At 55.5% G+C, this 13530-nt stretch carries 15 protein-coding genes and 1 other annotated feature; of the genes, 8 read left to right on the top strand and 7 right to left on the bottom strand.

The genetic code is table 11. The features are described 5' to 3' along the window. The first annotated feature begins 21 nt into the window (after positions 1-21). From KPHS_11880 to KPHS_11850, 4 genes are all read left to right on the top strand, one after another. Entirely contained in the window at positions 22-3168 is a 3147-nt protein-coding gene (locus KPHS_11880) for an acridine efflux pump (protein YP_005225488.1), read from the top strand. Positions 3169-3653: 485 nt separating this feature from the next. Continuing rightward, a complete protein-coding gene (locus KPHS_11870; RefSeq protein ID YP_005225487.1) occupies positions 3654-4028 on the top strand; it encodes an Hha toxicity modulator TomB in 375 nt (124 codons plus the stop codon). Between the two features lie 26 nt (positions 4029-4054). Then, positions 4055-4273 (top strand): hemolysin expression-modulating protein, encoded by a 219-nt coding sequence (locus KPHS_11860; protein YP_005225486.1) that lies wholly within the window; start codon positions 4055-4057, stop codon positions 4271-4273. Positions 4274-4431: 158 nt separating this feature from the next. After that, positions 4432-4998, top strand: coding sequence for a maltose O-acetyltransferase (locus KPHS_11850; RefSeq protein ID YP_005225485.1), 567 nt, complete (start codon positions 4432-4434; stop codon positions 4996-4998). On the opposite strand, the gene KPHS_11840 is transcribed toward KPHS_11850, so the two are convergent. Further along, a complete protein-coding gene (locus tag KPHS_11840) occupies positions 4970-5110 on the bottom strand; it encodes a hypothetical protein (RefSeq protein YP_005225484.1) in 141 nt (46 codons plus the stop codon). The genes KPHS_11850 and KPHS_11840 overlap by 29 nt on opposite strands. 20 nt (positions 5111-5130) lie before the next feature. On the opposite strand from KPHS_11840, the gene KPHS_11830 reads away from it, so the two are divergent. Beyond that, a complete protein-coding gene (locus tag KPHS_11830; protein ID YP_005225483.1) occupies positions 5131-5601 on the top strand; it encodes a YlaC family protein in 471 nt (156 codons plus the stop codon). Here the strand turns inward: KPHS_11830 and KPHS_11820 are convergent. Continuing rightward, positions 5576-7027 (bottom strand): transcriptional regulator, encoded by a 1452-nt coding sequence (locus tag KPHS_11820; RefSeq protein ID YP_005225482.1) that lies wholly within the window; start codon positions 7025-7027, stop codon positions 5576-5578. The two genes, KPHS_11830 and KPHS_11820, sit on opposite strands and share 26 nt — an antisense overlap. 100 nt (positions 7028-7127) lie before the next feature. Between KPHS_11820 and KPHS_11810 the strand changes: the two genes are divergently transcribed. After that, positions 7128-7826 carry an acetyltransferase gene (locus tag KPHS_11810; RefSeq protein ID YP_005225481.1) on the top strand — a complete coding sequence of 233 codons (699 nt, stop codon included), beginning with the start codon at positions 7128-7130 and terminating at the stop codon, positions 7824-7826. Here KPHS_11810 and KPHS_11800 read toward each other — a convergent pair. From KPHS_11800 to KPHS_11780, 3 genes are all read right to left on the bottom strand, one after another. Then, on the bottom strand, positions 7780-7962 hold the full coding sequence (locus KPHS_11800; RefSeq protein ID YP_005225480.1) for a 50S ribosomal protein L36: 183 nt from the start codon (positions 7960-7962) through the stop codon (positions 7780-7782). The two genes, KPHS_11810 and KPHS_11800, sit on opposite strands and share 47 nt — an antisense overlap. Then, positions 7962-8225, bottom strand: a complete 264-nt coding sequence (locus KPHS_11790) for a putative 50S ribosomal protein L31 (second copy) (RefSeq protein ID YP_005225479.1) — start codon at positions 8223-8225, stop codon at positions 7962-7964. The genes KPHS_11800 and KPHS_11790 overlap by 1 nt, the downstream gene beginning before the upstream one ends. 115 nt (positions 8226-8340) lie before the next feature. Next, complete coding sequence (locus KPHS_11780) at positions 8341-9411, bottom strand: lac repressor (protein ID YP_005225478.1); 1071 nt, start codon at positions 9409-9411, stop codon at positions 8341-8343. Between the two features lie 270 nt (positions 9412-9681). Here KPHS_11780 and KPHS_11770 point away from each other — a divergent pair, with 270 nt between their 5' ends. Together KPHS_11770 and KPHS_11760 are read left to right on the top strand one after the other, a co-directional pair. Continuing rightward, positions 9682-10368: a porin, LamB family gene (locus tag KPHS_11770; RefSeq protein ID YP_005225477.1), complete on the top strand. Its 687-nt coding sequence runs from the start codon at positions 9682-9684 to the stop codon at positions 10366-10368. Further along, positions 9682-10954 (top strand) — a sequence feature (potential frameshift: common BLAST hit: gi|238893421|ref|YP_002918155.1| maltoporin). (Overlaps the previous gene by 687 nt.) Beyond that, positions 10403-10954: a maltoporin gene (locus tag KPHS_11760; protein YP_005225476.1), complete on the top strand. Its 552-nt coding sequence runs from the start codon at positions 10403-10405 to the stop codon at positions 10952-10954. Its footprint overlaps the feature before it by 552 nt. 136 nt (positions 10955-11090) lie before the next feature. Here the strand turns inward: KPHS_11760 and KPHS_11750 are convergent, their stop codons facing one another. Continuing rightward, a complete protein-coding gene (locus KPHS_11750; protein ID YP_005225475.1) occupies positions 11091-11405 on the bottom strand; it encodes a putative phosphotransferase system PTS in 315 nt (104 codons plus the stop codon). Between the two features lie 64 nt (positions 11406-11469). After that, a complete protein-coding gene (locus KPHS_11740; RefSeq protein YP_005225474.1) occupies positions 11470-13527 on the bottom strand; it encodes a beta-galactosidase 1 in 2058 nt (685 codons plus the stop codon). Positions 13528-13530: the final 3 nt, after the last annotated feature.

Genomic DNA, 13530 nt, shown 5'->3' with positions numbered 1-13530 from the left:
TTAAACAGGAGCCGTTAAGACATGCCTAATTTCTTTATCGATCGCCCCATATTTGCATGGGTGATCGCCATTATCATCATGCTGGCTGGGGGATTATCGATCCTCAAATTGCCGGTGGCGCAATATCCGACGATTGCGCCGCCAGCAATTTCCATTACCGCCATGTACCCCGGTGCTGACGCCGAAACGGTGCAGAACACCGTAACTCAGGTTATCGAACAGAATATGAACGGTATCGATCACCTGATGTACATGTCCTCAAATGGCGACTCCACCGGTACGGCAACCATTACGCTGACCTTCGAATCCGGTACCGATCCGGATATCGCCCAGGTTCAGGTTCAGAACAAGCTGGCGCTGGCGACGCCTCTGCTGCCGCAAGAAGTACAGCAGCAAGGGATTAGCGTTGAGAAAGCGTCCAGCAGCTTCCTGATGGTTGTCGGCGTCATTAACACCAACGGCACCATGAACCAGGACGATATTTCGGACTACGTGGCGGCCAACATGAAGGATCCGATTAGCCGTACCAGCGGCGTCGGCGACGTTCAGCTATTCGGTTCCCAGTATGCGATGCGTATCTGGATGGATCCAAACAAACTGAACAACTTCCAGCTTACGCCGGTGGATGTGATCAGCGCCCTGAAAGCGCAGAACGCCCAGGTGGCCGCGGGCCAGTTAGGCGGTACGCCGCCGGTGAAAGGCCAGCAGCTTAACGCCTCGATCATCGCGCAGACGCGTCTGACCAATACGGAAGAGTTTGGCAACATCCTGCTGAAGGTGAACCAGGACGGTTCCCAGGTTCGTCTGCGTGATGTCGCCAAAATTGAGCTGGGCGGCGAAAGCTATGACGTAGTGGCGAAGTTTAACGGCCAGCCGGCATCCGGTCTGGGTATTAAACTGGCTACCGGCGCGAACGCGCTGGATACCGCCAACGCTATTCGCGCTGAACTGGCGAAGATGGAGCCGTTTTTCCCGTCGGGGATGAAGATCGTTTACCCGTATGACACCACCCCGTTCGTGAAAATTTCTATTCACGAAGTGGTTAAAACGCTGGTGGAAGCGATCATCCTGGTGTTCCTGGTCATGTATCTGTTCCTGCAGAACTTCCGCGCCACCCTGATCCCCACCATCGCGGTACCGGTGGTCCTGTTAGGCACCTTCGCGGTGCTGGCGGCGTTTGGCTTCTCGATAAACACCCTGACGATGTTCGGGATGGTGCTCGCCATCGGCCTGTTGGTGGATGACGCCATCGTGGTGGTAGAGAACGTCGAGCGCGTGATGGCGGAAGAGGGTCTGCCGCCGAAAGAAGCGACGCGTAAATCGATGGGACAGATTCAGGGCGCGCTGGTTGGTATCGCTATGGTGCTGTCGGCGGTATTTATCCCGATGGCGTTCTTCGGCGGCTCAACCGGGGCCATCTATCGCCAGTTCTCCATCACTATCGTTTCCGCGATGGCGCTGTCGGTACTGGTGGCGTTAATCCTGACGCCGGCGCTGTGCGCCACGATGCTGAAACCCATTCAGAAAGGCAGCCATGGCGCGACCACCGGCTTCTTCGGCTGGTTTAACCGCATGTTTGATAAGAGCACGCACCATTACACCGACAGCGTAGGCAACATTCTGCGCAGCACCGGTCGTTATCTGGTGCTGTATCTGATCATCGTGGTGGGTATGGCATGGCTGTTCGTCCGTCTGCCGAGCTCGTTCCTGCCGGACGAGGACCAGGGTGTATTCCTGAGTATGGCGCAGCTGCCTGCCGGCGCCACCCAGGAGCGTACGCAGAAAGTGCTGGATGAGATGACGAATTACTATCTCACCAAAGAGAAGGACAACGTGGAATCCGTGTTTGCGGTTAACGGCTTCGGTTTCGCCGGCCGCGGCCAGAACACCGGTATCGCGTTCGTTTCGCTGAAAGACTGGAGCCAGCGTCCGGGTGAGGAAAACAAAGTTGAAGCGATCACCGCGAGAGCAATGGGCTACTTCTCGCAGATTAAAGATGCGATGGTCTTCGCCTTTAACCTGCCGGCTATCGTTGAACTGGGTACCGCGACCGGCTTTGACTTCGAGCTGATTGACCAGGGCGGTCTGGGCCACGAAAAACTGACCCAGGCGCGTAACCAACTGTTTGGCATGGTGGCGCAGCATCCTGACGTGCTGACCGGCGTGCGCCCTAACGGTCTGGAAGATACACCGCAGTTTAAAATCGATATCGATCAGGAGAAAGCTCAGGCGCTGGGCGTCTCCATCAGCGACATTAACACCACGCTGGGCGCAGCCTGGGGCGGAAGCTATGTCAACGACTTTATCGACCGCGGCCGCGTGAAGAAAGTGTACATCATGTCCGAAGCGAAATACCGTATGCTGCCGGAAGATATCGGCAAGTGGTATGTTCGCGGCAGCGATGGTCAGATGGTGCCGTTCTCTGCTTTCTCGACCTCGCGTTGGGAATACGGTTCGCCGCGTCTGGAACGCTACAACGGTCTGCCGTCACTGGAAATCCTCGGTCAGGCCGCGCCAGGCAAGAGTACCGGTGAGGCGATGGCGCTGATGGAAGAGCTGGCGGGTAAACTGCCTTCCGGTATCGGCTACGACTGGACCGGGATGTCTTATCAGGAGCGACTGTCCGGCAACCAGGCCCCTGCCCTGTATGCCATCTCGCTGATTGTCGTCTTCCTGTGTCTGGCGGCGCTGTATGAGAGCTGGTCGATTCCGTTCTCGGTTATGCTGGTCGTCCCCTTGGGTGTGGTTGGTGCGCTGTTAGCCGCCACCTTCCGCGGGCTAACCAACGACGTTTACTTCCAGGTGGGTCTGCTGACCACCATCGGCCTGTCGGCGAAGAACGCAATATTGATCGTTGAATTCGCCAAAGACCTGATGGAGAAAGAGGGCAAAGGGCTGATTGAGGCGACGCTTGAAGCAGTACGTATGCGTCTACGTCCAATCCTGATGACATCTCTGGCGTTCATCCTCGGGGTAATGCCGCTAGTTATCAGCTCCGGCGCCGGCTCCGGTGCGCAGAACGCCGTCGGTACAGGCGTAATGGGCGGGATGGTGACCGCGACGATCCTGGCGATCTTCTTCGTGCCGGTGTTCTTTGTGGTGGTTCGTCGCCGCTTTAGCAAAAAATCGGAAGATATAGAGCACAGCCATCAGGTTGAGCATCATTAATCTTCACTCCTGAACAAAGGGCCGCTACCGCGGCCCTTTTTTATCACTGGCTGGCAAGGCACATATTGCCATTGTTTATTTTTCGTTCTGCATTTAATATATATTGATATGGCGCAGGCTATTTTTAGCAGCTTGTTCAACAACTCGGGATCGGCAAACACTCATTTACCAGGAATAATCTTACTATCATTATCCACGGGTCGGCGGTTTCTGAACGCGACAGCTGCCTGCCTTAAACCAATGATTCATAAGATTTCTCTATTTCTCCGGCTGTGGGCCAGCGCCTGCGAAATTAATTCGTCTATTCTTAAGATAATTTCTCGCTGATAATTGTAATTTTTCGTAATAGCACGATGAAATCTGTTGGAGAGTGGATTATAGTTAAATCAGCAGGATTACTCAGTTAGTGTCAGGTCAGTTAGTCGTGTTCATCCCACAACGGTGTTTGCTAGTCGTCGTTTAAACCACTCAAAAGGGGATGCGTTATGGACGAATACTCGCCAAAAAGACATGATATTGCACAGCTACGCTTTCTCTGCGAAACGCTGTATCATGACTGCCTTGCAAACCTGGAAGAGAGCAACCATGGCTGGGTCAACGACCCGACGTCGGCTGTCAATCTCCAGTTAAATGAATTGATCGAGCACATTGCCACATTCGCTCTTAATTATAAAATTAAGTATGCAGAGGATAATAAGCTGATCGCTCAGGTTGACGAATATCTGGACGACACTTTTACGTTGTTCAGTAACTACGGCATTAACTCTACGGATTTGCAAAAGTGGAAAAAATCCGGTAACCGACTATTTCGTTGCTTTGTCAACGCCAGCCGGGAAAACCCGGCCAGTCTATCGTGTTAGAATTATTACAATCAAAAGGTGGAATTATGTCTGATAAGCCATTAACTAAAACAGACTATTTGATGCGCTTACGTCGTTGCCAGACAATTGACACGCTGGAGCGCGTCATTGAAAAAAATAAATATGAACTGTCTGATAATGAGCTGGCGGTATTTTACTCAGCTGCCGACCATCGTCTGGCGGAACTGACCATGAATAAGCTATACGATAAAATCCCGACTTCTGTCTGGAAATTTATCCGCTAATTTACGCGTACTACGTGGTCTGCTGGCCGGACGGTACGGGTCAGCCGCCATAGGGTATCTTTGTGATAGACATCACATCATTCAGCCAACAGCAACCCTGTAACCGGTTTCTTTTTTATACTGCTACGGCCATCAACAGTCAGGTATAAGGAAGACCCATGAGTGAAGAAAAACGCAAAATGATCGCCGGTGAGCTCTATTTATCTGGCGACCCAACGCTTCGCGCCGATCGCCTGCGCGCCAGACAGTTGTTGCACCGTTATAATCATTCCGCCCCGGATGACCAGGAACAACGTCAGCATATTCTGGCCGAGCTGTTCGCTCGCGCCGGCGATGCGTATATCGAGCCAAGCTTTCGCTGCGACTATGGTTATAATATTTTTCTCGGCGCCGGTTTTTACGCCAATTTTGACTGCGTGATGCTCGACGTCTGCCCTATCCATATTGGCGATAACTGTATGCTGGCGCCAGGCGTCCATATTTATACCGCCACTCATCCGCTGGACGCCGATGCGCGTAATAGCGGCCAGGAATACGGCAAGCCGGTAACTATTGGCCACAATGTGTGGATTGGGGGTCGGGCAGTGATCAATCCCGGCGTGACCATTGGCGATAATGCGGTCATTGCGTCCGGCGCGGTAGTCACCAAAGACGTACCTGCCTGTACCGTCGTCGGCGGTAACCCGGCGCAGATCATTAAGCGCCTTCCGCCGACAAATCCGTAACTGTTATGCTTTTCTGTAACTGATCTGTTACTTTCTCCGCAGAATATTGCAACATAAAATAGCCTTCAGGCTGAGCCTGCCGCGCCTGGTCCGCCGGGCGCGGCAGGCTCATTGCAGAATTCGAGGACCAAGATGACAGAAATACAACGCCTGCTGATTCACACCATTGACGAACTCAACGTCCAGGAAAAACGCGATAATCGCCCGCGTTTTAGCATCAGTTTTATCCGCAATCATCCGGGACTGTTTGTTGCCATGTATGCCGCGTTTCTGGCGACGCTGGTGGTCATGCTGCGCTCTGAAACGCTGGTAGACTCGGTCTGGTTGCTGGTGGTGCTGTTCATTCTGTTCAACGCCTTTTTCTTCTTTGACGTCTATCCACGCTATCGCTACGAGGATATCGATGTCCTCGACTTTCGCGTGTGCTACAACGGGGAATGGTACAACACCCGCTTTGTCCCCCGGCAGCTGATCGACCGTATCCTGCAGTCGCCAGACGTCGATAGCGAGCAGAAGGCGCAGCTCAAAAAGATGGTCGCCACCAAAGGCGAGCTCTCCTTCTACGACGTCTTTACCCTCACGCGCGCCGGTGCTGCGCAATAAGGCGATTTAGGGTCCGCAGCGCCGGGAGATAGCGAGAAGCAGAGGTATTGCCATACCCAAGCACCAGTCCGCTCCGCGCTCGCTGCGGGTCGAGATAGAAATGACTTAACGCGGCGGGCGCCAGCTGAAACTGGCGCGCCTGCTGCGCAAGCGTCCGGTCATTAACGCCCTCCATCGCCACCGTCAGGTGCATCCCCCCTCCCCCGCCGAGAACGTCGCACGGCACGGTTATCTCTTGCGCCAGCGCCTCGCGCAGCTGTTGCTGACGTTTACGGTACAGGCGGCGCATCGCTGCCAGATGGCGCGCATAGTGTCCCTTCTCGATAAAGCTGGCCAGCGCCCGCTGTTCAGCACGGTGTCCCCCGCGCAGCAGCGCGCCAATGGCGTCCTGAGCAGCATCCGCCAGCGCGGGCGGCATAACCATAAAACCGATACGCAACGCCGGAAACAGCGTTTTGCTGAAGGTGCCGAGATAGACCACCGGGGCATCAGGCACCATTCCCAGCATCGCCGGGATCGGTTCTCCGCTATGGCGAAACTCGCTGTCGTAGTCATCCTCCACAATCCACGCCCCGTGCCGGCGGGCATATTCCACGAGCGCCAGACGGCGCCCGGCGCTCATGATGCTCCCACAGGGATACTGGTGTGAAGGAGAGGTGAAAATGAGCCGGGGCGGCTCCGCGACGCCGTTGGCAATACACATCCCTTCATCGTCGACAGCCATTCCTCTGACCCGCAGTCCCGCCCGCTGAAAGCCACTCCTCGCCCCCAGGTACCCCGGTTCTTCCAGCCACACGCTGTCGCCCGGGTTGGTCAGTAGCGAGGCGCATAAGTTGACGCCTTCCAGCGCGCCTTCGGTGATGACGATCTGCCGGATATCGCACCGGATGCCCCGGGAGAGCGCCAGATGACGAGCGATAGCCTCTCGCAGCAAAGGATCGCCCGCGGCTTCGCCATAACCCAGCAGCGCGCTACCATCTTCGCGTAGCACGTTATCCATCAGTCGCCGCCACAGCGGCAGCGGGAAATAGTTTACCGCCGGCATGCCTGGCGTAAATGCCAGCGTCGGTGAGTCGCGGCGCATCGCGGCTGGCAGCCTTTGCAGCCGCTCAGGCAGCACGACGGGCGGCATCTGACCCGCCTCCTGGCGGCAGGAGGCGAGTGGTGCCACCTGCGTTCCCTGACGGCTCCGTGTCAGGTACCCCTCCAGCGCCAGCTGTTCCAGTGCCGCATTGACCGTATTCCGCGACAGGTGTAGCCGTTCGGCCATCACCCGCGATCCGGGTAAACGGCAGCGGGCCGTCAGGGTTCCCTGCAGGATAGCGTCACGTAAGGTGTGGTAAAGGGCGCGCTGTAAGGTTTCGACCGTGCGGTTCCGCATCCCCTGCGTCAACAGCGTAAAAAACCCCTCGTCCGGTATATTCATATTGCCTCCTCGTGGCCCCATAAAAACATACTCTAATGGCACTTTTTATGGAACCAGCGAGCGCGTACGCTGCCTGTAAATCCCCAATAAGGAAACCGCAATGTGCGAATATAATCAGTTTGGCCAGGCGCTCGGCGTCGCGCTGCCTGACTGGCAGCCGCGCCCCTGGCCGACACGACAGGTATTACAGGGCAGCCGTTGTCGACTCGAACCGCTGACTCTTGCTCATGCCAGCGATCTGTTCGCCGCTCACCAGCTGGCGCCAGACGCCCGCAGCTGGACGTGGCTGCTGCGTGAACCTGAGAGCAACCTTGCAGAATTCAGTGCCTGGGTGGAGCAGGTCGCCACGCTGGCAGACCCGATTCATTTTGCCGTCGTTGACCAGCAGCGAGGGAAAGCGGTCGGCTCGCTGGCGTTAATGCGTATCGATATCGCTCACGGTGTGGTAGAGGTGGGGCATGTGCATTTTTCACCGTTACTGAGCCGAACGGCCATGGCCACCGAAGCGCACTGGCTGTTGATGCAGTATGTCTTTGATACGCTCGGCTACCGTCGCTATGAATGGAAATGCAACAGTCTTAATATCCCATCAGCACGGGCGGCAAGGCGGCTGGGGTTTCAGTACGAAGGACGTTTTCGCCAGGCGCTGGTGAGTAAAGGACACAACCGGGACACGGACTGGTTTTCGGTGATAGACGGCGAATGGCCGGAGCTGGATAACGCCATGCGCCAATGGCTGGCCGCCGACAATTTTACCGCCGACGGCCAACAGCGCCGCTCGCTGGAGAGTTTCCGTTAACGGCGTTTTTGCGCCCCTGCACCGCTTTGAAGCGGGGGTTGCTCTTACAGATAACGTACAGCCGCCCTTTGCGTTTAACCAGCTGGCAATCCGGGTGGCGCTGTTTAGCGCTACGTAATGAGTTGACGACCTGCATCATGCTTTCCTTTTCGCATCAATAAAGCCGCCGAAGCGCTGGCGGAATCGGGCTGCACTGCCTTCATTGGCGAAGGTTTTTTGTTTGCCCGTGTAGTACGGATGCGATTTCGAGGAGACGTCGATCGTCACATACGGAAAAGTTTCGCCATCGAGTTCAATCACGCGATCGGTGCGGATAGTTGAGCCGACTTTAAAATACTCATTCGCGCTGGTGTCGTGAAACACCACCGTACGATAGGGAGGATGGATATGGGCTTTCATGCTGACCTCTTCATTACGTTATAACATAACATTAAGGGTACGCCGTGCTGTGACAAAGATCAACCCTGCTCAATTTAAGAGTAAGGTGATAAGGCGAGTTTCCCCGCCTTTGGCGTCAGGGTGCCAGACGGTGGGCGATGGCGCGGAGCTGTTCTGCAATGGCCTGCAGATCTTTTCCCTGCTCGATTCGGGCGCCGCTGGAATGGCGTATCACCAGGCGCGCCGGCAGAATGGATGAGGTATGAGGCGCCCCGCTGGTGCTGGCGAGGATCCGCCGCACCGCCTCTTTCCCCTGCAGGTCGAGGTCGAGCGACACGGTACTCAGCGCCGGATAGAAAAAGGAGCTTTCGTAGGTATCGTCATAGCCAATAACCGACTTCTCACCCGGCACCGCCACCTGATGCTGATGGAAGGCGCTGAGCACCCCCAGCGCCATCTGATCATTACCCACCAGCACAGCGCTGAAATTAGGCGTTTCGCGCAGCATCTGCAGCGCGCCGGCGTAGCCGCTCTGCGCATCCCAGTTGCCGTGCAGGACGGTCACCGGCTTCAGACCGTAACCATCCAGGGTCTCCAGCCAGCTTTTTAACCGGAGTTTGGCCGAGACTGAGCTGTCCGGCCCCGCCAGCAGGGCGATCTCCCGATGCCCCATCTCATAGAGATATTTGACGCTGGCCCGGGTGCCGTCCGCCGGGTTAAACGAAACGTTAAACACGGAACTGTAGGGATCAACGTCGAGAAACAGGCAGACGATATCATCGTTGTCAGCAGCGATTTTCTGCGCCTGTTCGGTCTCCAGCGGCACGTTGATAATGACTTTATCCACCCGCTGAGATTTCAGCTCATTGATGGAATCCTGGATGCTTTGGTTGACGCTCTCATCGATCATCGAAATCAGAACCTGGTAACCTTCCAGGTTGGCATAGCGTTTTACCGCCGCCGCCACCTGGGAAGGCGCATGCCAGGCCAGAGAAATAGTCACCAGCCCGACCGTCTGGCTCTCCTTCCCCACCAGCTGCTGCGCCAGCCGGTTTGGCACATAGCGTAAGGCCTCTATCGATTTCTCCACCTTGCGACGCGTCGCTTCGGATACATTAGCTGATTTGTTGAGTACCCTGGACACGGTCTGGTAAGAGACGCCCGCATGGCGTGCGACGTCTTCCAGAGTAGCGCTTTTAGACTTCATGGTCCGGTTCCTTATGTTGTTATCCCATGATTGTAACAGGGGCCATTTGAAAAAACGCTCACCGCCACCTCTCACTGCAAAACAATAGCGATAAAAGTATTACGTTCACAATACAACGAATTGTGAATCATCTCACCCATCGCAACAAAAACCACCGTGATTATTTGCAGTTAGTCACACAATAATCATATCTCATTTGCCTGAAGTTACATTTAGGCATTTTATGACACCAGTTATGTGAACGTAATACAAAACAATAAGAGGATAGAGATGAACACTACACTGCGCGCCCTTTCAGTCGCGTTAGCCGCTGCGCTAATCGCTCCTTCCGCGTTTGCGGCCACCGCCGCGATCCCAACGATCGATTTCCATGGCTATATGCGCGCCGGGGTTGGGGTCTCCGGCGACGGTAGCGAAGCGGAATGGCAAAAAAATAAGCTAGGCCGTTTGGGGAACGAGTCGGATACCTACGGCGAGCTGGAGCTGGGCTCTGAGGTCTATAAGAAAGATGACGTCAGCTTCTATCTCGACAGTATGGTCAGCATGGTCTCCGACGGCTCTAACGATAATGAAACCACGCTGAACGATGATGCACAGTTCGGCTTACGTCAGTTGAACCTGCAGATAAAGGGGCTGATCCCTGGCGATCCGAATGCGGTGATCTGGGGCGGTAAACGTTACTACCAGCGCCATGATCTGCATATCATCGATACCAAATACTGGAACATTTCCGGCTCCGGAGCCGGGGTGGAAAACTACACCCTCGGCCCGGGCGCCGTCTCGCTGGCCTGGATCCGCGGCGATGCCAACGATGTTGACTATCGCGTCGATGGCGACAGCAACGTCAATATCAACTATATCGATTTACGCTACGCGGGCTGGAAGCCATGGACGGGCTCGTGGACCGAATTCGGTATCGACTACGCGATGCCAAACACCACCAAAAAAACAGGATAGCTACGGCGGACTGTACGATGCTGACAACGGCGTCATGCTGACCGGTGAAATCAGTCAGGATATGCTGGGCGGCTATAACAAAACCGTGCTGCAGTACGCCAACAAAGGCCTGGCGCAGAACATGGTCTCCCAGGGCGGCGGCTGGTACGATATGTGGAACTACGTGAACGACGCCACCGGTTATCGCGTGATTAACACCGGCCTGATCCCGATTACAGAGAAGTTTTCTATCAACCACGTTCTGACCTGGGGCTCGGCGGATGACATTACCGACTATACCGACAAAACGCGGATGCTGTCGCTGGTCGCCCGCGGGCAGTACCAGTTCACCGACTACGTGCGCCTGATTGGCGAAGTCGGCGGTTTCTATCAGAAAGACAGCTACAACAATGGCACCAGCTACAAACAGGCCGGTGAGAAATACACCATTGCGTTGGGCCTGGCGGACGGGCCAGACTTTATGTCACGTCCGGAATTACGCATTTTTGCTTCATATTTGAATGATTCCGAAGATGGTAAACCGTTTGAAGACCAGACGGCGAATAATACCTGGAATTTCGGCGTGCAGGTTGAGGCCTGGTGGTAATTGCGCACGGCTAAGGCTCATACGTTATTTTTATCTCCTGCTGTAAGACTGTTAATTATCTTCCGGTAAACTTTATTGCCACTGCTGTCTTTGTCTTATTTTCGGGATAACCTGCTTTCAGGTTATCCCGTTTTATTTATTTCCGGGCGGCAAAATGTTCATCCAGAAGCTGACGCAGCGCATCGGACTGTTTACCGAAAATAGCATGCACCTGCTGACCAAGAATAATAACCCCTAGCGCGCCCTGCTGCTGTAATGCTTCGGAGTCCACGGCCGCAAGATGGCGAACGCTAACCCGCAGACGGGTAATACAGGCGTCCACTTGCGTAATATTCGCTTCGCCACCAAAGGCCTGAATCAGCGCCTCGATTTGCTGTTTTTCCGCCTCGCTTAATGGCTGTGCCGGACGCGCTGGGGAGAAATAGTGCAGGAAGGATTTTAAACTCACCATAATAAACTCCAGGTTTAAGATAAAAAAAAGCCTGCTCGTCAGAGCAGGCGTGGAGAAGAAGAAATTACGCGTGACGACGGAGAATACGGCAATCCCATGCCGACAGGGTCAGTGGAGCCGATACCGCCGCGTCGGTCAGGCAATCCCGATACCCTTGCGGCAGGGTCAGGGTATGGTTTTGCGCGCTGTAGTTCTGCAGGAAGATAAATGCGTTGTCACCGTCGGTGCGCGCAGTCGCCACCACGCCGGGTGGTAACTCCGTCGCTATCGCCCGCGGCAGGGCCAGCTCCTTGCTCAGGGCGGTAAAGAAATCGCGCTGGAAGGCTAAATCGTTGCGGGAGGCCACATGCCAGGCTTTGCCTTTCCCGAACGCGTTCACCGTCACAGCCGGCCGTCCGGCATAAAAATCATCCCGGTAGGTGGCCAGCGCCTGGGCGCTCTCGATATGGATCAGTTCGCAGAGATGGCGCACCTGATAAGGGCCCTGCAGACCGCACTGATTCCCGGCAAGCCCCTGCACCAGATTAAACTCGCCGTCATTCAGGCAGTCGATCTCTTCCGCCCAGATCCCCAGCAGATTGCGCAGCGGGCCCGGGAAGCCGCCGAGATAGCAGAGATCGGACTCATTGACGATACCGGTCCAGTAGGTGGTCACCAGGTGGCCGCCGTTGGCGACAAACGCCTCCGCCCGACCGGCAAAGCCGTCGCGCACCATATATAACATCGGGGCAATCACTAACTGATACGGCGTTAAATCGACATCGGCGTCAATCACATCGACGGCGATGCCCTGCTCCCAGAACGGGCGGTAGTGCTCGTTGACCGTCTTCTCATATTCCATCCCAAGATTACGCGGCCCCTGGGCGTCATCCAGCGCCCAGCGGTTCTGCTGGTCGAAGATAATCGCTACTTTCGCCTCGGTGCGACAGCCTCTCACCTCCGGCAGCTTGCTGAGGATCTCGCCGAGCTGGCAGACTTCGCGGCCAATGCGGGTATCAATATGTCCGACGTGGTCGACCACTGCGCCGTGAAATTTCTCAACCGAACCGCGGCTTTTCCGCCACTGGAAATACTGCACCGAGTCGGCGCCATGCGCCACCGCCTGCAGCGAGGAAAGAATATGCATTCCCGGCTTCTTCAGTTTGCTGGTCGGCTGCCAGTTGGTGGCGCCCGGGGTGGACTCCATCAGCACAAACGGTTTGCCGCCCTTCAGGCTGCGCATCATGTCGTGATACATCGCGGTGTAACAGGCCAGCGCGGTTTCGTCTTTATCGCGGTGCCACATCGGATAGCTGTCCCAGGAGATGAAATCCAGCGCCTCCGCCAGCTGCCAGTAGTCGTAATCGTAGAAATACTCCATAAAGTTGGTAGTCACCGGCAGGGAGGCATTCGCCGCCTTCAGCGGAGCAATTTCATGGCGGCAGAAATCGGTCACCTGAGCGGTGTTAAAGCGATGCCAGTCAAGATTGAGACCGTGGATCGACATCTCGCCCTGCGGCGCAGGCGATTCAATCTGCGACCAGTCAGTATAGGTATGACTCCAGAAGGTGCTCCACCAGGCCTGGTTGAGGTTCTCCAGGGTCTGGTAACGCGCCTTCAGCCAGTCGCGAAAACGGTTCTGGCAGAGATCGCAATGGCATTCACCGCCATATTCGTTGGAAATATGCCAGCCCAGCACCGCCGGGTGTGAGGAATAACGTTCTGCCAGCAGGGTATTGATTTGCAGGGTTTTCTCGCGATAGACCGGTGACGACATACAGTGGTTGTGACGGCCGCCGTGCAGGGCCGGCACCCGATCGCGCCCCACCCGCAGAACCTGCGGATAGCGCTGCGACATCCACGCCGGGCGCGCGCCGCTCGGCGTGGCCAGAAAGACATGAATGCCGGCGGCATACAGTTTATCGAGGATAATATCCAGCCAGGCGAAATTAAATACCCCTTCGCGTGGCTCCAGTTTCGCCCAGCTAAATATTCCCACCGACATCACATTGCATTTTGCCTGCTGCATCATGGCAATGTCTTTATCAATAATATCGGGGTCATTCTCCCATTGCTCCGGATTATAATCCGCGCCATGCAGCAGCGTACTAACCTTCGGATGTAAAGGTGCAAATTTATTCATAAT

It is taken from the genome of Klebsiella pneumoniae subsp. pneumoniae HS11286, from assembly GCF_000240185.1.
GTDB lineage: Bacteria > Pseudomonadota > Gammaproteobacteria > Enterobacterales > Enterobacteriaceae > Klebsiella > Klebsiella pneumoniae.
This window is presented reverse-complemented; position numbering and strand designations above follow the sequence as displayed.

Coding starts and splice junctions, on each gene's coding strand:
- KPHS_11880 (YP_005225488.1), top strand. CDS start 22: ATGCCTAATTTCTTTATCGATCGCCCCATATTTGCATGGGTGATCGCC.
- KPHS_11840 (YP_005225484.1), bottom strand. CDS start 5,110: ATGAGCCTGCCGCGCCCGGCGGACCAGGCGCGGCAGGCTCAGCCTGAA.
- KPHS_11750 (YP_005225475.1), bottom strand. CDS start 11,405: ATGGTGAGTTTAAAATCCTTCCTGCACTATTTCTCCCCAGCGCGTCCG.
- KPHS_11740 (YP_005225474.1), bottom strand. CDS start 13,527: ATGAATAAATTTGCACCTTTACATCCGAAGGTTAGTACGCTGCTGCAT.
- KPHS_11820 (YP_005225482.1), bottom strand. CDS start 7,027: ATGAATATACCGGACGAGGGGTTTTTTACGCTGTTGACGCAGGGGATG.
- KPHS_11790 (YP_005225479.1), bottom strand. CDS start 8,225: ATGAAAGCCCATATCCATCCTCCCTATCGTACGGTGGTGTTTCACGAC.
- KPHS_11830 (YP_005225483.1), top strand. CDS start 5,131: ATGACAGAAATACAACGCCTGCTGATTCACACCATTGACGAACTCAAC.
- KPHS_11770 (YP_005225477.1), top strand. CDS start 9,682: ATGAACACTACACTGCGCGCCCTTTCAGTCGCGTTAGCCGCTGCGCTA.
- KPHS_11810 (YP_005225481.1), top strand. CDS start 7,128: ATGTGCGAATATAATCAGTTTGGCCAGGCGCTCGGCGTCGCGCTGCCT.
- KPHS_11860 (YP_005225486.1), top strand. CDS start 4,055: ATGTCTGATAAGCCATTAACTAAAACAGACTATTTGATGCGCTTACGT.
- KPHS_11850 (YP_005225485.1), top strand. CDS start 4,432: ATGAGTGAAGAAAAACGCAAAATGATCGCCGGTGAGCTCTATTTATCT.
- KPHS_11760 (YP_005225476.1), top strand. CDS start 10,403: ATGCTGACCGGTGAAATCAGTCAGGATATGCTGGGCGGCTATAACAAA.
- KPHS_11780 (YP_005225478.1), bottom strand. CDS start 9,411: ATGAAGTCTAAAAGCGCTACTCTGGAAGACGTCGCACGCCATGCGGGC.
- KPHS_11800 (YP_005225480.1), bottom strand. CDS start 7,962: ATGCAGGTCGTCAACTCATTACGTAGCGCTAAACAGCGCCACCCGGAT.
- KPHS_11870 (YP_005225487.1), top strand. CDS start 3,654: ATGGACGAATACTCGCCAAAAAGACATGATATTGCACAGCTACGCTTT.